This window comes from Clostridium sp. LXY-7 (assembly GCF_056172015.1).
The window spans coordinates 913,332-936,848 of record NZ_JBLLJL010000002.1 but is presented as its reverse complement, the minus strand read 5'-3'; the positions used below and the strand labels follow the sequence as shown (position 1 = coordinate 936,848).

The window sequence follows — 23,517 nt, the reverse complement described above, 5'->3', positions numbered from 1 at the left end:
AATGGTATAATCTACATAATCAATATTTTATAACTTTGGAGGTATGGGAATGAGTAAAACTGCAAATAATTTACAAGACATATTTTTAAATGGTGCTAGAAAAAACAAAATAGGTGTGACAATACATTTGACTAATGGCTTTCAAATAAAAGGGATGGTAACTGGATTTGATAATTTTACGGTGATTTTGAATAGTGATGGGAAACAAATGCTAATATATAAACACGCTATATCTACTATCACTCCAGCAAAAATGATATTATTTAGTAATTTAGTAGATGGAGCTAAAGAAGAATAATTATTTAATAGACTAGGGCATTAGGTTCTAGTCTATTATATTTTTAAACATAGTTATATTGTTTGATTATTCATAGTAGCTATGATAGTATTATTATGTCAATTTATGTTTAAGGAGAGATTTTTGTGATAGATATAACTAAAGAATATTTAATTAATAACTTTAATATACCTGAGAATTTATTTGAACTTTCAGATATAGCAATGAAAGATATTAAAAGTGAGTTTGAAAAACTTGATGATATTAGGGAATATAATCAATTGAAAGTATTGAATGCATTGCAGAAGGAAAGAATTAGTGATATGCACTTTACCAATTCTAGCGGTTATGGCTATGGTGATGTAGGTAGAGATTCACTGGATTTAGTTTTTGCTAGAATATTTAATACAGAGTCGGCACTGGTTAGACCACATTTTGTAAATGGAACTCATGCTATAGGTGCGGCTCTTTTGGGAAATTTAAGACCTGGAGATACCATGGTTAGTGTTTGTGGAACCCCTTATGATACTCTTCATAGCATAATAGGCATCAGTGGAGAAGAAAATATAGGATCATTAAGGGAATATGGAGTTAAATATAAACAAATAGAATTAACAGATGAAGGAAAAGTTAACCTTGAAGAGGTTTTAGAGGTACTTAAAAATGATAGTACCATAAAGTTAGTACATATTCAAAGATCTACAGGCTATGGATGGAGAAAGTCTCTTCTAGTTGAGGAAATAGAGCCTATTATTAGTGCAGTAAAAGCTTTTAATAGTGAAATCATATGTTTTGTGGATAACTGTTATGGAGAATTCATACAAACTATAGAGCCTACTGATGTAGGAGCGGACATAGTAGCAGGTTCATTAATTAAAAATATTGGGGGAGGGATAGCACCTACTGGGGGATATATTGCAGGAAAAGAAAAGTATGTAACTCAAGCTGCCTATAGGCTTACAATTCCAGGCATTGGCGGGGAGTGTGGCTCTACTTTTGGAGTTATGAGAACTCTATATCAGGGACTATTTTTAGCGCCGCATGTAGCCATGGAAGCAGTTAAGACCTCAATATTCTGTGCTAGAGTAATGGAATTGGCAGGCTTTGAAGTACTTCCTAAGTACAATGATAAAAGAAGTGATATAATTCAAGCAGTAAAATTCGGAGATAAGGAAAAGGTTATTAATTTTTGTAAGGGTATACAAGCTGGCTCCCCAATTGATTCTTTTGTTCAATGTGAACCATGGGATATGCCAGGATATAAAGATCAGGTTATCATGGCTGCAGGAGCGTTTATACAAGGATCATCCATCGAATTATCAGCAGATGCACCAATAAGAGAACCTTATATTGCATATCTTCAAGGGGGACTTACCTTTGAACATGGAAAGACGGGAGTACTTATAGCACTTTCTAAAATAATGAAATAATAACTAGTTATTTTTGAATGTACCTACAAAATAAAAAAATATTAAGAAGCTTTATAAGCTTCTTAATATTGTCGATAGATTCCAACTAGTTTACCTAATATGGTACAATCTTTAACTATTATAGGATTCATAGAAGAATTTTCAGGTTGAAGTCTTATATATCCACTTTCCTTGAAAAATCTTTTAATTGTAGCATCATTATCAATTAATGCAACAATTATATCACCATTTGTACAAGAGGAAGTCTTTTCTATGATAGCTAAGTCACCATCATATATTCCTGCCTCAATCATACTTTCACCAGATACCTTAAGTATGTATAGTTCTTTATTACTTTTTACAAAACTAATAGGAAGAGTTAAATAGTCTTCGATATATTCTTGAGCAAGTATTGGAACTCCAGCAGTGACTTTGCCAATAATAGGAATATCTATCATTTCCTTTTTTATTGGAGATTCAAGTAGAAGCTCTATTGCTCTAGGTTTTGTTGGATCTCTTCTTATTAAACCTTTCTTCTCAAGTCGTGAAAGATGACCATGAACAGTTGAGGTTGAACTTAGGTTTACAGCTTCACATATTTCTCTTACAGAAGGTGGATATCCTTTAATAGCAACTTGTTGTTTTATGAATTCGTATATTTCTAGTTGTTTACTTTTTAGTTCAATCATGAAAACACCTCTCATTCCATTAGATTATAGCATAGTAAAAATTAAATATCAAACTTATGTTCTGTATTTTAACTATATTTTACACAAATATTCAGTATAATTGGAGATGATAATATGGCAAATTTTAAAGATTTAAATGTAAATGAAAATTTAATAGTGGCATTGAAAGATATGAATATAGAATCACCTAGAATGGTTCAAGAAAAAGCCATTCCACAGATATTAGAAGGTATAGATTTGATGGTAGAGAGCCATACAGGAAGTGGAAAAACATTGGCATATATTTTACCACTAATAGAAAAGGTTAACTATGAGAAAAGAGAAAATCAATTTATTATATTAGTGCCTACCCATGAGTTAGCTCTACAGGTTAATGAGGTTATAAAGGAATTAGCAGTTAAGTCAGAGCTTCCATTGACGTCTGCAGTTATTATGGGAGATATTAACATAAAAAGACAGGTAGAGAAATTAAAGGAGAAACCTCAATTTGTAATAGGATCTTCAGGCAGAATTCTAGAGCTTATAAAATTGAAAAAAATCTCTGCTCATACAGTGAAAACCATAGTTGTAGATGAGTGTGATAAATTGCTAGAGGAAAACAATATAGAAAGTGTTAAAGCTGTTATAAAAACTACACTAAGAGATAGACAGGTACTTATGTTTTCAGCAACATTAACAGAGGAGTGCATTAGTTCTGCAAAAGCACTGATGAAAGAAGCTGAAATTGTAAGATGTAGCGATGAGGTAAAAGTAAATCCTAATTTAACACATCTATACATAGTTTGTGAAAAGAGAGATAAGGTTTTAGTATTAAGAAAGCTTATGGCATCTTTAAATCCTAAAAAGGCCATTGGTTTTATTAATACAACTCATGAAATAGAAGCATTGACAGAAAAGTTGAAATTTCATGACTTAAAGGTTGATGGTATTCATGGAAGCTTTATAAAAAATGAGAGAAGAAAAACCATGAGCGATTTTAAACTGGGAAAAATAAATTTATTAATTTCTTCTGACCTATCTAGCAGAGGATTAGATATACAAGGAGTATCCTATATATTTAACATTGATTTACCAGAAGACGTAAATGTGTATTTACATAGAAGTGGAAGAGCAGCAAGAGGTGATGGCAAAGGTACAGTAATATCTATTGTAGCCCCTAGTGAACTAAAAACTCTCAATGGATATATGAATAAACTTAATATAAATATAAGTGAAAGAACCCTTTCTCAAGGGAGAGTGGTAGAGGTGAAAAGTGTTGTAAAGACACCTGCTGCTTCAAAAAAATCTATTGTAACAAAAAATACTGGGATATCAAAAAAAAGTGGTGCAGGTAAAAAAAATACTAAGACTTCATCGAGCAATAAAAATAGTAGAAAAAGTAATAATGTTAAAAAGAAATAATAACTTTCTAGTATATCGCATATAATTTACTACAAAACTTTATTTAGGAGGAAGTATGTCTAGACATTTTACCAATGCCATATACTTAAGTGAAGAAATTGAAGAAGTTATAAGAAGTGCTGAGTACTTAGGAAAAGGTAATAATGGTGTAGTATATAGGATTGACAAAAGTACTATAATAAAGATTTTTAATGATAAAAAAGTATGTGAAAAAGAGAGAGAAATACTAATAGCTTCTAAAAAATGTTCGTCTTTTCCTAAAATATTTTCCTATGGGGATTTTTATGTAATAAGAGAATATGTGGATGGAATTCGATTAGATAAATATTTAAGACATAATAACTTAAATAGAGCACTTGTAGAAAATTTAGTTGCACTAATTGATGATTTTAGAAAGCTTCGTTATAAGAAATTAGATATAAGATGTAAGGATTTATATGTTCAGCCAGATTTCTCCCTTAAGGTAATAGACCCTAAGAATAATTATGATAAGGTAGTATATTATCCAAGACATTTGATGAAAGGGATATTTAAGAGAGGGAAAATTGGAGAATTCTTTTTCTACTTAAAGGATATGGATGAAGAATTATATAGGAATTGGAAGAAGAATTTTAAAATGTATATTCAAGGTGGAATAAAAGAATAAACCATTTTTTACAATGGTTTATTCTTTCTTATTTTCTATCTAAATAATTTTTTTCTACGTTTTCTTTTTAACTTTAGAGTAAAGATACATATTAGACTTATTATAAGTATAATCACTATAATACATATAATGTAGTAAATGATGTTTTCTTTTATTAAATCCATGGTTGACATAGTTGGGTATAAAAGAAATTCATTAGAAGAATTCTTTAAGTTCATAGTAACTTTACCTACAGATTTGTTTTTACTTAATGACCATGAGCTTATTGAATTCACATCATATTTAAATTCTGGTGTTAGATTAGTATCATATGCTGTAATATCCTCGTGAAGTGTTAAAGGTAGTTTAAGGCTTTTCTTAGGTCCAATAAAGGGTAGTACTTTATATTCTAAATTCACAGAATGTAACTCTTCATTTTTAGTTTTAATAGGCACTTTGGAAGCACTAAAACTATAATCTGCTAACACTTTTATATCCTCAAAAATTTGAGTATCCACTGGGAAATTATACTCTGAGTTCAAGACTATAACTGCTATATTGCGGTTATTTCTGTTATAGATGGAAGCTAGACATCTACCAGCTTTAGTAGTGTATCCAGTTTTACCAGCTACATTGCCATCTACTCCTATTAATTTATTTCTATTTTCAATAACAGCTACAGGACCATTAGTGGAATTTACCTGGGAAGTTTTTTTAGCCATAGTTTCCTTAATCCATGGATTATTATAGGCTGCCTTTATAAGAAGTGCTAAATCATAGACAGTAGTATAATGATCATCAGTATTGTCATCCAGACCATTAGTTGTAACAAAATTAGTATTATTCATACCTAATTCTTTCGCCTTTGCATTCATCATTTTAATAAAATTATCTTCTGAACCTCCAACTTCCTTTGCAATGGTGTATGCAATGTCATTACCAGAATATAGTAACAATATGTCCATGGCATTTCTTCCTGAAAAGGTATCTCCAGGATTTACTGGATGAACATTTAGTCCATAGGAGTAAGGCTCCTGATTTAAGGCTTCTGCAGGATATGTAAGAAGATCCTCAGCTTTTTTATTTTCTGCTAATAGTAAGGCAGTCATTAATTTTGTAATACTAGCAGGTTGACGTTTTTCCTCAGGGTCTTTGGCATAAATAATTTCATTAGTATCTAAGTCTATAGCAATAGCCGAAGTTCCAACTACATTAGGTGCAGTATTAGCTAGTGCATATGTAGAAAAAAATACATTACATAGTAAAATTGTCAATAGTAAAATAGGTAAACATTTTTTCTTCACAGTCATCGCTCCACTTTCTCTATTTTTGTAGGTAATTTTGTTCTTTAAGTATAACATCTACTAAATAATTCAACAAGTATAACCATGGAAAGAAAGTATTTACCATAAATTTATGGTATGCTATAGACATATAATAAAAAGATAAAGAGGTGAGAAATATTTTAAAAAAAGAATTTATTCGTATTTTTAAGGATAGAGTATCTAAGCCTATAGAAAAATTAAAAAGAACTGCGGTAATGATTTTAATTGAATATATAGATGATGTACCATATATAATATTTGAAGTAAGAGCTGATAAATTAAGACATCAACCAGGGGAGATCTGTTTGCCAGGAGGAAAAATTGAAGATTTTGAATCACCAAAAGAAGGTGCAATTAGAGAGGTAATGGAAGAACTTAATGTATCCAGAGAAGCAATTGATTATGTTGGAGAGAGCGATTATCTAATAACTCCCTATGGAATGAAGATCTATGTGTTTGTAGCTAGATTAGAAGGTGAAGAAATAGTGGAAAACAAAGATGAGGTAGATCATATATTTAAAGTTCCACTAAGTTTTTTTATTCATAATGAACCACTACTTTATAATATGGAAATTGGTCCTACAAATCATGATGGTTTTCCTTTTCATTTGCTTAAAATGGGAAAAGAATATAAATTTTCAAAAGGACATATAAAAGAGTATTTTTATGTTTACAATAGCTATGTTATTTGGGGAATAACAGCTCAGGTTATTAAATCTTTTATTACTATCATAAAAGAAACACATGATATCATATAATATTTTAAATCTAAAATTTAAAGGGGTTAGGGGATAATATGGGTAATATAAATAGATGGCATGATATTCCTCTTGCAGAAAAGGTAGTTAAGAATCTCAACAACAATGGATTTCACAGTATATATGTTGAGACGAAAGAGGAAGCAAGAAATTTTATAATGTATCATATAAATGTAGGTACTACTGTTGGAATTGGAGGGTCAGAAACTATTGCAAGTTTAGATATGACCAAGGATATTATGGAAAAAGGTGGAACTTTAATACTACACGAAGAGAATTCTGCTATTGAAGAAAAGATAAACAGCATGAGAGAACAATTATTAAGTGATGTGTATCTATGTAGTTCTAATGCAGTTACTTTAGATGGTACTTTGATAAATATAGATGGAGCAGGCAATAGGGTAGCTGCAATGACATTTGGGCCTAAAAAGGTCATTATGGTAATTGGTATAAATAAGATAGTAAAAGATGAGAAACAGGGGATAGAAAAATTAAAATTAAGCACATGCCCTAAAAATAATAATAGATTAAAAATCAATAATCCTTGTACTAAAGAGGGATTTTGTGTGGAATGTAATAGTAAAGATAGGATTTGTAGAGTTTATAGCTTCATAAAGAAAAAACCAATGTATAGCGATTTTAGCGTTATAATGGTTGGAGAACATCTAGGCATATAATGAAGTGTTTACATTTTATGAATAAATCAGTAGAACCACCATTAAAAATATTTGGTTAATTTAAAATAGTTAAAAAATATTTAATATTTCGAAAAAGGTCTTTATTTTATTAGTCTTATGCATTATAATGTAATAAAGTTTTCATATAAATGGGGTGGTATAATGTATAAGTGTCCCTTTTTAACTACTTACGAAGAGGAGATAGAGTGCTTTAAGGAATGTGCCTTATATAATTGGAAAGAAAATGAAAGTAAATGCCCCTTTGTAGAGGCAAAATGTAGTAATATAAAAATAAAAAGCATTTATGACTATGAGTGTTTTAGAGATGATAAAACATCACCACTTTCTATCATATATAAAGAAAATTATGTATAGGTACTAAATTAAGATAATAAGCAAACATGCCTTTAAAGTAAAAATCCCACCATTAGTATTAACGGTGGGATTTATATTTATTATTAAGACTGTTTTTTAGAACAACAACCTTTTACAAGATTAATAGGTAATATGTTTTCATTGATTGCCTTTATATAAATTTTATTCTCTTTTAAAATAATAGTGATATGAGAATAATTATTAGAAATATCTTCATCATAACATATGATTAAGTTATCAACTTTATTAGAGACCCAATGGTCTTTAATATTATCTAAGTAAACATCTAAAGAGTTGCCTCTACATCCACCGTTACTTTTAGTTATGTGAATACAGTCATACTCATCATGAAATTGTAAAAGCTTAATAAAATAATTATAAGCATTGTTAGAAATTCTTATCTTCATACTGTGCATAGTATTACTCCTATTTAACAATTACATTGCGGATTACTCTTCAAAGGTAGAAGAATAATCATGAAGTAGAGATTGTTTCAGATTCCATAAATTTTTTGATAAATCTATATAGTACTTGTGAGGGTTTTGTAATCTTTTAACTTCTGTCCAAAGATTTTCCCTTTCTTTTAAACTATATTCTCTTATCTCCATAACAGAAGGGCTAGTATATGTTAAATTTCCTTCTTCAAAAATTTTCACCATTAAATTTTTTATAGTATAGGCCTTTAGTTTCTTTCTCTTCCATGTAAAGTTTGGATCGAACAGATCTAAAGGTTTAGTTTCATCAAAATTCTCATCATGTAAGGCTATTAAATCTGCCATAGCTTTCTTTGTAGATTTATCATAGATTCTATACAGAGATTTAAAACCTGGATTAGTGATTTTTTCAACATTTTCACTAATTTTAATCTTAGGTATCAAGGTATTATTTTTTTCTATAGCTACTAATTTATAGACTCCACCAAATACAGGTTCACTACGAGCAGTTATTAATCTTTCGCCTACACCAAAGCTATCAATTTTAGCTCCATTTTCTAACACTGCTTTAATGATGAACTCATCTAGTGAATTAGATATAGTAATCTTAACATCTTCATATCCAGCAGCATCTAGCATCTTTCTAACTTCCTTTGACAAATAAGCGATATCACCACTGTCAATTCTAATAGCCTTCGGCCTTTTGCATAAAGGCTTTAATACTTCATCAAAAACTCTTATTGCATTAGGTACTCCTGATTTTAGAACATTGTAAGTATCAACTAGTAATACTGTGTTATCAGGATAAATGTTAGCCCAAGCTTTAAAAGCTTCATATTCAGTATCAAAAAGCTGTATCCAAGAGTGAGCCATAGTTCCTGTTACAGGAATTTGGAACATCTCATCAGCAATAGTACAAGCAGTCGAACTGCATCCGCCAATGATAGCTGCTCTTGCTCCATAAACCGCTCCATCATATCCTTGAGCTCTTCTTGAACCAAACTCCATAACTGATCTTCCATCAGCAGCCTCACAAATTCTAGCAGCCTTTGTAGCAATTAAGGTTTGATGGTTTATTGTTAAGAGAATCATAGTTTCGATAAATTGGGCTTGCATAATAGGTCCTCTTACTGTAATTAGAGGTTCTCCTGGAAAAACTGGAGTACCTTCCGGTATTGCCCATACATCACAGGTGAACTTAAAGTTCTCTAGATAATTTAAAAATTCTTTACTAAATATATCTTTATTACGTAGATATTCTATATCTTCATCAGTGAATTCTAAATTAGTAAGGTATTCAATTAATTGTTGAACGCCAGCCATTATACAATAACCGCCACCATCAGGAACTCTTCTGAAAAACATGTCAAAATATGCAATGGTGCTTTCAACATTATTATTTAAGTAACCGTTAGCCATAGTTAGTTCATAAAAGTCAACTAACATGGTAAGGTTTCTTCTATTTTTCACATCAAATTTACTTGTCATACTCATCTTAGCTCTCCTTACATTTAAAAGCGAAAATTCTGAATTTAAATATAAATTCAACTACTTATCTTTATATATATTATCATACTAAAACAATGATTACTATAGTATAATAATAAATAATATGGCAATATTTTAATTAAAGTATAGAGAAGGAATAAATTTGTATATGAGGCATGAGGAATTTACACATTTAAGTAGTGAGCAGCATAATGCTGTAGTCTGGAAGGGGGAAGATGTCTTAGTAAGTGCTGGTCCAGGATCAGGAAAAACTGTTGTTATTGTGAATAGAATTTACTATTTAATTAAATATGGTGGTGTATCACCTAAAAATATTATAGTATTAACCTTTACCAAGAGTGCTGCAAACAACATGAAAGAAAGATTTTTACATATTTCTAAGGAAAAGGTCATACCTTTTTTCGGAACTTTCCATGGTCTATGTTACAAAATTTTACTGTCTTATTATAGGGAAATTAAGCTTATTGAAACGAATGAGAGCTATAAGGTAGTTAAAAATTTTTTAAAAACTTATATGGAAGATGTAAGTGATGATAGAATTAATGAGTATTTAAATTGTATTTCCCTATATAAGAGCTGTAATTTAAACATTGAGAATAGGGAAATTTCTATAGATATAGAATTATTAAAAAACTGCTATAAATTTTATGAACAATATAAAAATGAAAAAAATTTATTGGATTTTGATGATCTTCAAATAAGATGTAAAGAATTACTAATAAAAAATTCAAAGATACTATCCTATTATAGAGGAATTTTTAAACATATCTTAGTAGATGAGTTTCAAGATTGTGATGATATTCAAATAGAGATATTAAAGCTATTAAAATGTAATAATAGTATATTTGCTGTAGGGGATGAAGATCAATGTATTTATAGTTTCAGAGGCGCTAATCCTAAATATATGGTTAATTTCAGCAAGGTTTTTCAACATGGAAGTATAATATATTTATCAACCAACTATAGATGCAATAATAACATTGTAAAATTATCTATGAACTGTATTAAAAATAATGAATTAAGAACAAGTAAAGAGATAGTTGCTAGTAAAAGTGCAGATGGACAGATAACTTTAGCATTAGCCACTAATGAAAATCAGCAAGGAAGCTTTATTTCAGAACATATAGAAAAAATGGTAAAAGCAACTGAATATTCATATGAAGATTTTGCTATATTATATAGAACCAATGTGGAGAGCAGAAGTTTAATTGATAGTTTTATTAAGAAAAATATCCCCTTCAGATTACTAGACAAGGAGTACAATTTTTTCTCTCATTTTATTTGTAAGGACTTGCTTAGCTATCTAAGATTAAGTCTTTATCCATTTAATACGGAGGATTTCCATAGAATTATAAATAAACCCTATAGATATATAAGTAAGAATAATCTCGAGAATCTAAAAGGAGAAGGTATTGGGATTAAAAATTGTTTTATGAGATTAAGAGATTTAAAAAACCTTCCAATATTTCAAATAAAAAATATTGAAAAATTAGAAAGAGATATAAACTCCCTTAATAAAATGTCTCTATGTACTGCAGTAGATTTTGTAATTCATGATTTAGGGTATCGTGAATATTTAATGGAGTATGGAAGGAAATACGGCTTTAATATAGAAGATTTAGAGAATATTATACAAGAATTTAGAGAAAGTGTGTTGGAACATAAATCCATAAGTGATTTTTTAGAGCATGTAAGTAAAGTAGAGGATGAAACGAAGAAAAGTAAGAATATAAAAGATGAAAATAGAGTAACATTGAGCACAATACACGGAGTAAAGGGTATGGAGTTTAAAAATATATTTATCATAAACCTAGTAGACGGAAATATACCCTATGAACATAACAATAAAATGAATATAGAAGAAGAAAGAAGAGTATTTTATGTGGGGGTAACTAGAGCTATTGATAACATAACCTTTTTAAGTCCTAAATTTATCAGAGGAGATAAAAAAAATAAGTCTATATTTTTAAATGAATGCAATATAGAAGAGATTGTTGCAGAAAACAATGGAATTGAAAAGGGAAATAAGGTTATACATAAAACTTATGGGTTAGCAGATGTTATAGAAGTAGGAGGGAATAGTATTACATTATTATTTCCAGGAGACATAGAGAGAAGATTTGACTTATCTATCCTGCTTCAAAATTCTCTTATTACACCAATGGCCAAGTAATGAACTTTTGAATAAAAGGAAAATAATATTCCATTCATTCTCACTACAAAAAAGGTAGAGAAGGGATGGAATATTTTTATGACTAAAATGAATTTAATATGACTATATTGAAGTGTTGTTATATACACTCTTTTTTATTTAGAGTTTTGCAATAGCTTAATAAGATGCGGATTAGAGATTAAACTGTCTCTTCTTAAAGTTTAATATATTTGTGTGTTGTTAGTGTTCAAAATTAATTTATAAAGGAGAAATGAGGTTATGAAAACTAAAATAATAATGGATAAAGGAAAAGAATATATTGTAGACGAGGATATAAATTGCGTAAAAGATAGATGTTTTACTGAAACAGTAATGCCCATAAGTGCTGGGAAGATTAGACAGGCTAAAAATTGCTTTTGGATTTTACGGTCGATGGTATATTTTGCTATGTACATACTAATCATATTTCATCTCTGGAATGGATTGAATAAGATAAATTTAAAGGGTTGTGCCTAGCGTACAGCCTTTTTTATGTCTAGTTTGTATAGTAAATGGAAAATATATAAGTAAAATATACTGAAAGAGGTGTAAGTTTATATGTTAAAAGTAATTATGAACAATGGTGATGAGTATATATTACAGAGAAAAGACATGACAGTGAAAGAGTTTATTGAACAGTGCAATAAAGATGAAGATGAAAAAAGTAAAGGTAATTGCTATGCTGAAATAAGTAGTAATCCGAGAATTGTACTAAACACTGCTAATATAAGTAGTCTAGAAGAATTTGAGGATGTAGAAGAAGAGATCTCGGGTATACATTAGTTTTATTTATAGACTGTTTTAGGGGTATATGTAATATTTAGAAAGTGTTTTGTTATTTCTGTAGAATATGAGATAATACATTATCTAGAGTGTTATCACTAAAAGAAATAGAAGATATTAAACAAATATTAGATAACACAGAAGATATTAAAAGGCTTCCAGAAACAAAAAAAGCATATTGAATGGTAAAAGAGTAGATAGTCATTATCTACTCTTTTATTATGCTTATAGGCAGGTGAGTGTTATGGCAATGTTAAAGAAATGCTCTAGAGTAAGTTGTAATAAGATATTAAAGGATGGAGTTATCTACTGTGATAAAAATCAAAATGGATGGGAGCAAATGCAGAGCAGAAGGAACGATATAAAGAATATAGTAAGAGAAGAAGAAAAGATAAAGAACAAAAGAAATATCAGGAATTTTATAGCTCTAGTGATTGGAAAAGAATAAGGGATGTAGTGATATCTGATTGCTATAGTACTCTATTAAATTAAGAAAACAAAAAAATAAGTAGCTAGTCGGCAAACTAACTACTTGAAATTTGAATTAATAAGAACTAAATATAGTCAAATACTCAGCTACTTAAAACTAAATATCGTTAAATATTCAACCCTTATACTACTATAATTCAAAAAAGTTAAGTATCAAGAGTATAAATTAAAGGATACTATTACTATGATGGATGGTAGCTTTTGTTATATAAAAAACAATACATAAAGATTCTTTCTCTTTTTTCTATAGAGGTATTTAGATAAAATTATATATGGAATATAACGTTCCTAATTGTAGATTTCTCATATTGGTATTGTAAAATGTGTAATTTAGATTATAAAATAGCAAATGGAGGCAATTATGCAAGTGTTAGATCTAGAATATAAAATTGTTGGTCAAGGAAAGACTGTAATTGTGATAGCGACAGGTATAGGTAGCTCATTTTATAGTTGGTATCCTTTTATACAAAGAATAGAAGAAGATTTTACTGTTGTTTTGTACCATAGAGCAGGTTACGGAAAAAGTCAATCATCAAATAATTCCCGAACAACAAAAAATATAGCAGAAGAACTTAATTGTCTGTTAAATGAAATCGGAATAAAGGATAAATTTATATTAATTGGACATTCTTTTGGTGGACTATGTGTACAGCAATATGCGAAGATGTATCCTAATAAATTAAAAGGCATAATTCTCATTGACTCTACTTCTTACAATTTTAAACAACTATATACGCTTGATACACCTGTTCTGAGTTCTCATATCGAAATAGATAAGAGAATAGAATGGAGTATTAATTCCTCAAAGAGATCAAAAGATGAACTAAAACATGAAAATGAGATTTTAGAGTATAGAAATTACTTATCAGACAATGAAATAAATGATGTGGAAGAATTTTTTACAAGTTCCACACTTTATAAAACTATGGCAGATGAATTTAAAAATTGGGAGGTGGATAGTAAAGATATTAGTAGTATTTTAAAATTCCCTAATATTCCGCTTATAGTAATAGCGAGAGATAATAAAATAGCCGAGAGGTATTGGATTAATTGTGGTATTCCAGAAAAAGAAGCGATTCTATATGAAGCTGAATGGCGTAAGCTACAAATGGAACTATCGAAACTTTCAGATAAAGGTGAATTTATAATTGGTGAAAATAGTGGACATGTAGTTTATTTAGACAGACCAGATATAGTATTTAAGTGTCTAAAAATATTAAATCAAATAATTTTTTAAGATTCCATGTTATTTAGAAATGAAAATAATAGTACAGGGACATTATATACTAAATTAAATATTGATAAGTTGGTTGATATAAATATAAGCAATCTAAATACAACTTTATCAGATAAAGAATTTAAATGGATGCTAAAGAAATTTGAAAGAGAAATAATAAGTACGGTTAAGAGAGTAGTAGCGCTGGGTATATACTAAGGGGTAATTAGGGATTAGTTTCTCTAGTAGCACCTATTTTTTCTTGATTTGTATTTATAATAAATTAATGTTAATACACTCTATAAATAATATTGGGGAAGTAAATGTCATGAAAAGAACAAAAAAATTTTAATTTCAATGGGATTATGTGTTGGTTTAATTGGAAGCAGTTGTATAAATGTGCTAGCTATAGATGCTAATAAACTGTATGCAGATGCTTTTAATGCGATTAATAGCTGTAATCAACAACAGACATAGCAATCTATAAGTATGGCTAGGATGCTATAAATGCATTAGGAGGAACTGCAGCTAGCTTTGCTATAGGTGAATTTAGTACTCAAGTAGATAAAGTTCAACAAGGATTATTTTTAAAATTTATGACAGCAATATATACAAACTAAGTTAAGAAAGAACTATCACAAGTATTTCAGAAAGAAATCAACGAAGGTAGAATTACTATTAAAAGATCTAGAAACGTATAAAATGAATTTATTGTATATTTCTAGCTGGAGTTCTGCATTGGAGCAATATCAAAAATATAGATTGGATGAAGCAGTTAAATATGTTGAAGTGGCTATTGAAGCAGGAAACCAAAATATAATAAATTATACAAGAGAAGGTTGTTTAGCTAATCTTATGGCTTCGTCTGATGAATATATAGCTGACTTTGGTAGAGAATTAGATAAGATATTAAGTAAAGTGAATGTTGAAAATTAATAATAAAAGATTAATTCAAAATTGAGTTATACTTTTGGTTACATTAATTTTGTAAATAATAAATGAATTAATGAGGCAAAAAAATTAATAAAAGTAGTCTGAATTAATAGGCTACCTTATTTTTTTATTTGCTTAAGTTGCTATATGTTTACATCATATTATAAAGAAAAATATAATGAAATATAGAAATATTTTATATAGCTAATAAATCAAAAATAGATATTTATTAAAATTGGATGAATTATCATTATACATACAATTTAAAAGGAAATTAATACTATATACGACTATTTAGCTATTTAATAGAAACTATATATAAAAACTATGATTTAATTGTAGTAATGATGTTAATTGGCAATATAATTTTAATTATATAAATTGTAATAAAATTCACGCTTATTACTAAAACCATAACACTTAGTCTAATTATCTAAGTTTTGTACAAACAAAACTTTAGTAATTTCCATATTATAGTTTATAAAAAATGAATAATGGATAATACCAAGACTTGAAGTATAATTTTCTTACCAGAGAAAAATTAAGAAAGGCAGGTATTATCTTTAATCTAAAATTAGAAATTAAATTTTAGATGTTTTTAGTGTTATCATTTTTAAAAATTACATATCATTTCAGTAGTCTTCGACTAAATCATTGGAAACTGCTGCAATATTGTGAATAATATTAACAGATAATTATTCACAAATATAAAAAATATATTTGTACGAAATTCAGGTAATTAATAAAAAATATGATTTAGATAAAGATGGGATAAAGGAGTTAAAAGAAATTTTATTAAAATATAAAGAGAAAAAGATAATTATATTAATAACACATAATATCAATTTATTGAATATTGCAGATATTACACTTAAGATAGATGGAAGTTCCTACTATTTATGAAAATGAAAATGAAAATTTAAATTCAATAAATAAAATGTATTAATTTTGAAAGTTAGTAAGTATTAAGAATAATATGGACAAAGTTGAAAATAATATACATGCTACTAATTCTGATTATCTAGTGATTAAGAATTTGCTTATAGATTTACACGAAGAAGTGCATAACTATAAAAGTTATTATGATAAGAATCTGGATAAGGAAGAGCTTATAGATTTCTTCTGCGTTTTAGATTCCTTATACAATACTTATTATAATAGTAAATTTGAAGATATAAATAAAACACCTTATGAAGTCTTTGAAATGTTGTATGATAAAAGAGACAATATAATGTACAGCAATTTTAAACAGGTATTTAAATATTTTAACAATGGTAAATATTTTGGTCAATTTGGAAATAGCCATACATATACAAAGAAAGTATTTAAATATTTCAATGATGGAAGGTATTTCGGACATCTAGGGTCAGATTATTATAATGAAGAAAAAGACTCTTCAAATCAATTTAAATTTTTTGCTACTCTTTTAAACGAAGATAATGAAATAAGGATATTAGCATTAAATATATTATACGAAAATTGCAAGTTTTTTTATCAAGGAATCAATTCAACTAATACAATCTACAATACTAATAATATTATTGGAAATTATGTTAATTCTGATAGTTCATTAATTAAGCTTAATGGGAAGAAATCTCCTTATTCAAAAACATTAGAACGTAACTTGGTAAGTAGTACTTATTTTGATCCATACGATAATGAATCGGTAACAACGGATTATTTTCAATATATTATTTTGGTTAAAAACTCGCAAGAAGTTACATCAAGTGAAGAGTCTAACTAAGAAATAAGGTAAGCGTCAAAGCTTGGACGTATAGATTTTAAATAAATATTGTTATAAAATAAGACCCAGTAGGGCTAACTACAACTTCTACTGGGTTTGAAATTTATTTAGCAACTGTAATTTTTACTTCCGTAGGAAGTACTTTAGACCAAGGCATTATATTAAGTAGATCTTCCTAGGTCTTTGGTTCATCCTTGGATAGTGAATTAAATTATTACGAAATACAAATAAGGCTTTTTCAAATAGATCTAGTTTTAGCTCTACCTATTTCTATTTTAATTTTCTTAGCTATATCCTGAGGATATCTGTGCGAAGAACTAGTAGAGACTTGATTATTTAAAGTTACAGCAGGTCAGAAGACTATATTTTAATCTTATTTAATTTATTTGTGATAAATTTGTGAGAGGTAAATTATACAATAAGGTTCTATAGAAATGCGCATAAGCATATATAGAAATATTGTTTCATTAAGGAGAAGAATTTAGAATGGATAAAATAGATGAGTTAAAATTAAGAGAACGAATAAAACAAATAGAAGATAATTTAAAGAAAAATATGAAGAACTCTAATGTGTTTAATAATATAAATACACTGGGATTAGATGAGATTATAACAGAAGAATAAAAGAAAATATAGAATTTAATCAGTGGTAAATGGATCGATGAAGCAAAAGAATTAACTTATAAGTTTAAATAATAAACAAAGGTAGTCTAAATAACTAGACTACCTTATTTTTTTCATAATTATAAGCATAAGTAAAAAGGCATCTATATAAATAGAAATACCTTTTACACAACGGAGTTATAATTTATTTATCGGACAAACAAATTATAACATAAAATGATAAATAAAATCTACAGTATTTTTATATAAAAATATTGGTTAAAAATTACTCCTATAAATATAAGAAATTTGAGTGTTTTATGGGGAAAATAAACAAAGTGTGAACAAATATGAAAGTGTATATACTTATTTTATAGATTTTCTAATCCTTATTATATATAATATAGTCTGAAAATAAAAATATAATTTGTAGAAAAAATAAACGGAATGTTTAAAAATTGAATAACTTGGTATAACTGAAAATATAGGATTTATCTAGGATGAAGATCTGTAAAATCGAATTTTCACGGAGTAAAAGTTATGGAGTTTAAGAATATATTTATCTTATGGGTTAGCAGATGTTATAGAAGTAGGAGAAAATAGTATTAAATTACTCTTAAAAACTATTTTTAATTTCAGTTTTTATAGTGTATTGGTTATTTGAATGGGAGGATAATAATGAATTTTTTTAATGAAGCAAGTAAGATAAGTGAAGAGTTAATACAAGTGAGAAGAGATTTTCATAGAAATCCAGAATTGGATTATGATTTACATAGAACGTCTCAAAAGATAAGGGAGTATTTTCAAAATGAGGGAATAGAATATAGTGTTTGTGCAAAAATGGGAGTAGTAGCAATTGTTAGAGGAGATATTCAGGATGATAATAGTAAGACCATAGCAATTAGAGGAGACATGGATGCACTGCCAATAGTAGAGAAGAAAGATACCTTATATTCTTCGAAGCATATTGGTAAAATGCATGCTTGCGGCCATGATGCTCATATGACTATGGTTCTAGGAGCAGCAAAGCTTTTAAATAAGTATAAGAAGAATATCAGAGGAAATATAAAGTTTATCTTTGAGCCTGCAGAAGAAACTACTGGAGGAGCTAAGTTAATGATAGAAGAAGGGGCATTGAAGAACCCTGCTGTAGATGCTATAATAGGATGTCATGTAGATGAAAGCTTTAGAGCTGGCACTATTGGAATAAAGAGAGGTGTGGCTTATGCTGCCTCAAATCCATTTAAAATAGTTGTAAGAGGAAAAGGAACTCATGGAGCAAGTCCTCACAGAGGAGTTGATCCAATAGCAATATCAGCTCAAGTGATAAATGTTATTCAAACTTTAATAAGTAGGGAATTGTGTCCTACATCTCCTGGAGTAGTGACCTTTGGAACTATAAATGGAGGAGTAGGTGGAAATATTATTCCTGATGAAGTAGTGATGACAGGAATAATCAGAACTCTTCATTTAGAGGATAGAGAATTTATTGTAAAAAGATTTAAAGAGATGGTTGAAAGTCAAGTGAAGCTTATGAGGGGTAGCTGTGAAATAATAATTGAGGAAAGTTATCCTTGTGTGCGTAATGATGACCATATGTTTGAATTTTTATACAAAACAGCTGTTGGAGTTTTAGGAGATGAAAATGTAATGCTAATACAAGAACCAACTATGGGAGTTGAAAGTTTTTCTTATTTTTCTTTAGAAAAACCTTCAGTTTTTTATCAACTGGGGTGTGGAAATAGAGAAAAAGGCATAATTCATCCATTGCACAGTTCACTATTTGACATAGATGAAGAGTGTCTTAAAATTGGAGTTGCATTGCATTGTGAGGTTGCTATACAATATTTAAATGACTAAAGAATAATTGATTTTGGAGGACAAATAATGAATATAGAAATTGGAGTTAATGAAGCGGGGCAAAGATGTGATAAGTTCTTAAGAAAGTTCTTAAAGGATGTTCCATTAAGTGCTATTTATAAAGGGTTTAGAAAAGGTGACATAAAGGTAAATGATAAAAAAACTAAGGAAAATTATGTGATTCAAGAAGGAGATATAATATCAATTAAATACATACAAACAAGTGGCGAAAAGAAAAAATTTCAACGAATTGATAATAAACTTAAAATAACTTATGAAGATGAAAATATATTAATGGTTGAAAAATGGCCAGGAGTTTTAGTTCATAGTAATAGTAAAAATGGAGAACCCACATTAACAGATTACGTATTATCTTATTTATATGATAAAGGAGATTATGAACCAGAAAAGGAGATTACATTTACACCAGCTCCTTGTAATAGATTGGATATGAATACCTCTGGGATAGTTATATTTGGTAAGAACTTTAAATACCTTAAGATATTAAATGAGACTATAAGAGAAAGAGATATAGAAAAATACTATATGGCTTTAGTAAAAGGTAAGATAAAAGATGGCATATATAAGGGCTATATACTAAAGAATGAAGAAAATAATGTTTCAAGAATCTATGATAATCCAGTTAAGAATAGCAAAGAGATAGCAATGGATGTTAAATCTTTAGAGAGTTGTGGAACTTTTTCGTTGATAGAAATTAATCTACTTACAGGTAGAAGTCATCAGCTTAGAGCACATTTAGCTCATCTAGGGAATCCAATAGTTGGAGATTCTAAATATGGAGATAAAAAATTAAATAGCTTTTTTGTAAATAGATATGGATTAAATTATCAATATTTATATGCTTATAAAGTTATAATTAAATCGGATTTAGAAGAGTTAAGTTATGTTAATAACAAAACCATTGCTGAGTCTTTACCACCAGTATTAAAGAAAATTAAGAATGATGTATTTAAATTTTAATGGGGGGGTAATATGAAAAATAACTCGCATTTAGGTCAGCAATCTGTTGCGAAGGGTTTTGCAATTTTGACTGTATCTATGATTGCTGTAAAGGTATTATCTATATTATATGTTCCATTTTTAAGGCAGATATTAGGTGACGAAGGTATAGGAATATATAATTCAGCTTATACAATTTTTTCATATGTTTATGTGTTAGCTAATGCTGGAATTCCAGTAGCCATAGCAAAGATAGTTTCAGAGTTAATAGCTTTAGAAAACTATAGAGATGCATTAAAAACTTTTAAAATTGCACGGTTTATACTTATTATATTTGGAGCTGTTGTTTCACTTATAATGTTTTTCCTTTCAACACCTTTAAGTATTTCCATGAATAGTATAGAATCAACCTTAGCTATAAAATGGTTGGCACCAGGAATATTTATAACTACTATTTTATGTGCATATAAAGGATATTTTCAAGGGATAGGGAATATGACACCAACAGCCATATCACAGGTGTTAGAGCAAATATTTAATGTGATTTTCAGTCTAGTATTTGCCTATGTTTTTTTTGGATTTGGCATGCAATATGGAGTGGCTGGAGGGACTATAGGAACATTGGTGGGGGCTTTAGTAGCTGCTACTTGCCTTATCTTTATTTATGAAAAAAATAAGCATGGTGAATTGTTTAAAAGAAGTAATGGAGCAAATGTTAAAAGACTTAGCAACAAAAGCATTGTAAAGTCCATATTTAATTATTCTATTCCAATAACTTTAAGTGTTGCTCTTCAAAATGCTGGCATGATAGTAGATTTAAAAATAGTTAAGGCTAGGCTACTTAATAGTGGTTTAGCACAAGCTATTGTAGATACCAATTGGGGATATTTAGCTCAATATAATACGTTGATATCAGTACCCATGGCATTAATAGGTTCACTAGCTATATCTATTCTACCAGTAATATCTAGAATAAATGCTGTAAAAGATAAAAAGAATTTAAAATATAGTATTAATTCTACCTATAGAGTTACATTGATTATTGCTGTTCCTTGTGCTATAGGACTTTCAATTCTAGCAAATCCAGTATTAACCTTAATAGGATATAGTGATGCTGTAGCACCGCTATTATGTTTTGGTTCCTGGGTATTAATATTATCGGCTATATCTTTAGTTCAGACTTCCATACTCCAGGGTATTGGAAAAGTGAAGTTAGTAACAATTTTTTCTGTTATTGGACTTATAGCAAAAGTGATAGTAAACTACTACTTAATTCCTAAAGTTGGGGTTATTGCAGCTATTTTTGGCAATGCTGTTAACTTCTTAATAATTGTATTGTTGAGCCAGTGGTTGATAAATCAATGTTTAAATATGAATATAAAAATAATTACTCATTGTATAAAACCTATGTTCTCAAGCGCTATCATGGGAATTGGAACATTAATGAGTTATGCATTATTTTCAAAGTTATTTGGAATAGTTTTAAGTGGATATATGTTAAATGCAATTGCTTCATTAATTTCAGTAGTTGTTTCAGTAGTTTTATACGGATTAAGTCTAGTTTATATTGGGGGCATTAGAAGAAGTGATCTAAATGCTCTTCCTAAAAAGATAGTTAGACTTATACCTAGCGGAATATATAATAAATTAAAATAACATAGGTTAAAAGCATCTAAGGCAATAGAATTTGCTTTAGATGCTTTTAAATTTTTTGTTCCTATGTCTTAAGAGTAGCTAATCTTACTTAAAAAATGTTCAATAAAAATTAAAGAAAAAGCCACAATTACAATTATAATGGTCTTCATGCTTAGTAAAGAAGAAGGAATAATTCTATTTAAAGTGATTAGTGCAAAAGTTATCAATACGATTAGTAATGCCATTATTATTATTTGACCAATTGGAAAATTTATATGGATAACCTTAGCTATCTCATATAGATTTATAATTAAACCAATAATAGAAGATAGGATCATAGAGATTCCATAGCCTACAATGTTAATACTTGGTATACCTATTAAAACAAATATTAATATTAGTTGAATTATAGAAGTCAGTATTGAGTTAATTAGAATAGTCTTTTGCTTTCCAAGACTATTAAGGATACTGTAAGTACATCCACTACAATACATAAAGGGAGCAGATAGGGATGCTAATTTTATGTATCCACCAAGATCATCTCTCTTGAAAAATAACTTTCCTAAAGTATCAGGACATATAGTACAAATTAGAATAGTAGATATACCGAGCAAAAAGCATATTTTAATAGCTTCGTTTACCCTGTTTTCTACATTTGCATAGTCTCTTCTACTAAGCTTTTTAGATATATCAGGTATTAGTACTGTTGAGAGGGAAGCGACTATTACCACAGGAAAATATACGATAGTTAAGGCCATGCCACTAAATTTACCAATAAGCTCTAAAGCTCCAATATAACTGAACCCCGCAACTATAAGCCTTCTAGGAATCATAAGAGTTGAAACTCCTTGAATAGCTGTAGTTAAAAAACCATTAATAGCAAGAGGCACAGACATCACTAGTATGTTGAACAAGAGTTGAGGAGATGTTTCCATTTTTTCATTATAAGTAGGTTTAAGTTTTCTACTACTTTTTTTATAAAATATGAATAAAAATATGAAACTTAAAATTTCCCCCACAGTGAAAGAAAAATAGGTAGCTGCTACAGTTGACTCAATAGAGGTTAAATTTAATAAAAAAATTACGCCAAGAAGGAGTATCATTCTAGCAGCTTTCTCAACAATATCAATTATAGCGGGAGTTACAACTTGGGAAACTCCATAAAAATACCCTTTATATATAGAAGAAATTGCAATAAAAATTAAAGCTGGTGAAATTATCATAATAGAGTATAGAGCTCGAGGATCTTTAATTATATATTTTGATAGCAATGGAGAAAGTAAAAAAACACTTATAGAAATAAATACTGACCATATTATGATAAATATTACTGAAGTATTTATTGTTTTATGTAGATTTACATGATTACTTGACCCGTGATATGAAGAAACTTCTTTAGATATGGCTGCGATAAGGCCACCACAAACTAAACAACAAAATAAATCAAAGATAGGCATTATGAGTCCATATAATCCAACGCCTTCTGGTCCAAGTTGTCTAGAGAGTATTATAGAAAACATAAATCTTAAAATTCCCATAGCAAGATTAGAAATAGTTAGTACGATAGTATCTCTATAAAAAGTATCATTTGGCATAATAACATCCTCCTAAGTATTATATTAAT

At 28.8% G+C, this 23,517-nt stretch carries 24 protein-coding genes; 19 read left to right on the top strand and 5 right to left on the bottom strand.

Annotated features, from left to right (window positions below):
* The first annotated feature begins 49 nt into the window (after positions 1 to 49).
* Positions 50 to 298, top strand: coding sequence for an RNA chaperone Hfq (gene hfq, locus ACI48Q_RS11565; protein ID WP_474919231.1), 249 nt, complete (start codon positions 50 to 52; stop codon positions 296 to 298).
* A 125-nt stretch (positions 299 to 423) separates the two neighbouring features.
* Positions 424 to 1,707, top strand: coding sequence for a methionine gamma-lyase family protein (locus ACI48Q_RS11560; RefSeq protein WP_474919230.1), 1,284 nt, complete (start codon positions 424 to 426; stop codon positions 1,705 to 1,707).
* Between the two features lie 62 nt (positions 1,708 to 1,769).
* Here the strand turns inward: ACI48Q_RS11560 and lexA are convergent, their stop codons facing one another.
* Positions 1,770 to 2,375, bottom strand: coding sequence for a transcriptional repressor LexA (gene lexA / locus ACI48Q_RS11555; protein ID WP_474919229.1), 606 nt, complete (start codon positions 2,373 to 2,375; stop codon positions 1,770 to 1,772).
* 114 nt (positions 2,376 to 2,489) lie between these two features.
* On the opposite strand from lexA, the gene ACI48Q_RS11550 reads away from it, so the two are divergent.
* Together ACI48Q_RS11550 and ACI48Q_RS11545 are read left to right on the top strand one after the other, a co-directional pair.
* Positions 2,490 to 3,776, top strand: coding sequence for a DEAD/DEAH box helicase (locus tag ACI48Q_RS11550; RefSeq protein ID WP_474919228.1), 1,287 nt, complete (start codon positions 2,490 to 2,492; stop codon positions 3,774 to 3,776).
* Between the two features lie 55 nt (positions 3,777 to 3,831).
* Positions 3,832 to 4,422: a protein kinase gene (locus ACI48Q_RS11545; protein ID WP_474919227.1), complete on the top strand. Its 591-nt coding sequence runs from the start codon at positions 3,832 to 3,834 to the stop codon at positions 4,420 to 4,422.
* Positions 4,423 to 4,457: 35 nt separating this feature from the next.
* Here the strand turns inward: ACI48Q_RS11545 and ACI48Q_RS11540 are convergent, their stop codons facing one another.
* A complete protein-coding gene (locus ACI48Q_RS11540) occupies positions 4,458 to 5,711 on the bottom strand; it encodes a D-alanyl-D-alanine carboxypeptidase family protein (protein WP_474919528.1) in 1,254 nt (417 codons plus the stop codon).
* Positions 5,712 to 5,854: 143 nt separating this feature from the next.
* On the opposite strand from ACI48Q_RS11540, the gene ACI48Q_RS11535 reads away from it, so the two are divergent.
* The 3 genes from ACI48Q_RS11535 to ACI48Q_RS11525 all read left to right on the top strand — a co-directional run bounded on the left by ACI48Q_RS11535 (position 5,855) and on the right by ACI48Q_RS11525 (position 7,536).
* On the top strand, positions 5,855 to 6,484 hold the full coding sequence (locus tag ACI48Q_RS11535) for an NUDIX hydrolase (RefSeq protein WP_474919226.1): 630 nt from the start codon (positions 5,855 to 5,857) through the stop codon (positions 6,482 to 6,484).
* Between the two features lie 38 nt (positions 6,485 to 6,522).
* Entirely contained in the window at positions 6,523 to 7,161 is a 639-nt protein-coding gene (locus ACI48Q_RS11530; protein ID WP_474919225.1) for a lactate utilization protein, read from the top strand.
* Between the two features lie 162 nt (positions 7,162 to 7,323).
* Entirely contained in the window at positions 7,324 to 7,536 is a 213-nt protein-coding gene (locus tag ACI48Q_RS11525) for a hypothetical protein (RefSeq protein WP_474919224.1), read from the top strand.
* Positions 7,537 to 7,619: 83 nt separating this feature from the next.
* Here the strand turns inward: ACI48Q_RS11525 and ACI48Q_RS11520 are convergent, their stop codons facing one another.
* On the bottom strand, positions 7,620 to 7,952 hold the full coding sequence (locus ACI48Q_RS11520; RefSeq protein WP_474919223.1) for a hypothetical protein: 333 nt from the start codon (positions 7,950 to 7,952) through the stop codon (positions 7,620 to 7,622).
* A 33-nt stretch (positions 7,953 to 7,985) separates the two neighbouring features.
* Positions 7,986 to 9,464 (bottom strand): nicotinate phosphoribosyltransferase, encoded by a 1,479-nt coding sequence (locus ACI48Q_RS11515; protein ID WP_474919222.1) that lies wholly within the window; start codon positions 9,462 to 9,464, stop codon positions 7,986 to 7,988.
* 163 nt (positions 9,465 to 9,627) lie between these two features.
* Here ACI48Q_RS11515 and ACI48Q_RS11510 point away from each other — a divergent pair, with 163 nt between their 5' ends.
* From ACI48Q_RS11510 to ACI48Q_RS11455, 12 genes are all read left to right on the top strand, one after another.
* Complete coding sequence (locus ACI48Q_RS11510) at positions 9,628 to 11,652, top strand: ATP-dependent helicase (protein WP_474919527.1); 2,025 nt, start codon at positions 9,628 to 9,630, stop codon at positions 11,650 to 11,652.
* Positions 11,653 to 11,910: 258 nt separating this feature from the next.
* Entirely contained in the window at positions 11,911 to 12,147 is a 237-nt protein-coding gene (locus tag ACI48Q_RS11505; protein WP_474919221.1) for a hypothetical protein, read from the top strand.
* Between the two features lie 81 nt (positions 12,148 to 12,228).
* Entirely contained in the window at positions 12,229 to 12,453 is a 225-nt protein-coding gene (locus tag ACI48Q_RS11500; RefSeq protein ID WP_474919220.1) for a hypothetical protein, read from the top strand.
* Between the two features lie 244 nt (positions 12,454 to 12,697).
* Positions 12,698 to 12,901: a hypothetical protein gene (locus ACI48Q_RS11495; RefSeq protein ID WP_474919219.1), complete on the top strand. Its 204-nt coding sequence runs from the start codon at positions 12,698 to 12,700 to the stop codon at positions 12,899 to 12,901.
* A 402-nt stretch (positions 12,902 to 13,303) separates the two neighbouring features.
* The gene (locus ACI48Q_RS11490) at positions 13,304 to 14,179 is read left to right on the top strand and encodes an alpha/beta hydrolase (protein ID WP_474919218.1); all 876 of its coding nucleotides are present in this window, start codon (positions 13,304 to 13,306) and stop codon (positions 14,177 to 14,179) included.
* A 6-nt stretch (positions 14,180 to 14,185) separates the two neighbouring features.
* Positions 14,186 to 14,377 (top strand): hypothetical protein, encoded by a 192-nt coding sequence (locus tag ACI48Q_RS11485; protein ID WP_474919217.1) that lies wholly within the window; start codon positions 14,186 to 14,188, stop codon positions 14,375 to 14,377.
* 519 nt (positions 14,378 to 14,896) lie between these two features.
* A complete protein-coding gene (locus ACI48Q_RS11480; protein WP_474919216.1) occupies positions 14,897 to 15,094 on the top strand; it encodes a hypothetical protein in 198 nt (65 codons plus the stop codon).
* 973 nt (positions 15,095 to 16,067) lie between these two features.
* Positions 16,068 to 16,835: a hypothetical protein gene (locus ACI48Q_RS11475; protein WP_474919215.1), complete on the top strand. Its 768-nt coding sequence runs from the start codon at positions 16,068 to 16,070 to the stop codon at positions 16,833 to 16,835.
* Between the two features lie 486 nt (positions 16,836 to 17,321).
* Positions 17,322 to 17,459 (top strand): hypothetical protein, encoded by a 138-nt coding sequence (locus ACI48Q_RS11470; RefSeq protein WP_474919214.1) that lies wholly within the window; start codon positions 17,322 to 17,324, stop codon positions 17,457 to 17,459.
* Between the two features lie 657 nt (positions 17,460 to 18,116).
* Positions 18,117 to 19,298 carry a M20 metallopeptidase family protein gene (locus ACI48Q_RS11465; protein ID WP_474919213.1) on the top strand — a complete coding sequence of 394 codons (1,182 nt, stop codon included), beginning with the start codon at positions 18,117 to 18,119 and terminating at the stop codon, positions 19,296 to 19,298.
* 27 nt (positions 19,299 to 19,325) lie between these two features.
* Positions 19,326 to 20,279, top strand: a complete 954-nt coding sequence (locus ACI48Q_RS11460; RefSeq protein ID WP_474919212.1) for an RluA family pseudouridine synthase — start codon at positions 19,326 to 19,328, stop codon at positions 20,277 to 20,279.
* 12 nt (positions 20,280 to 20,291) lie between these two features.
* A complete protein-coding gene (locus ACI48Q_RS11455; RefSeq protein ID WP_474919211.1) occupies positions 20,292 to 21,914 on the top strand; it encodes a putative polysaccharide biosynthesis protein in 1,623 nt (540 codons plus the stop codon).
* A gap of 68 nt (positions 21,915 to 21,982) precedes the next feature.
* Here ACI48Q_RS11455 and spoVB read toward each other — a convergent pair whose 3' ends face one another.
* Positions 21,983 to 23,488 carry a stage V sporulation protein B gene (gene spoVB / locus ACI48Q_RS11450; protein WP_474919210.1) on the bottom strand — a complete coding sequence of 502 codons (1,506 nt, stop codon included), beginning with the start codon at positions 23,486 to 23,488 and terminating at the stop codon, positions 21,983 to 21,985.
* Positions 23,489 to 23,517 lie beyond the last annotated feature (29 nt).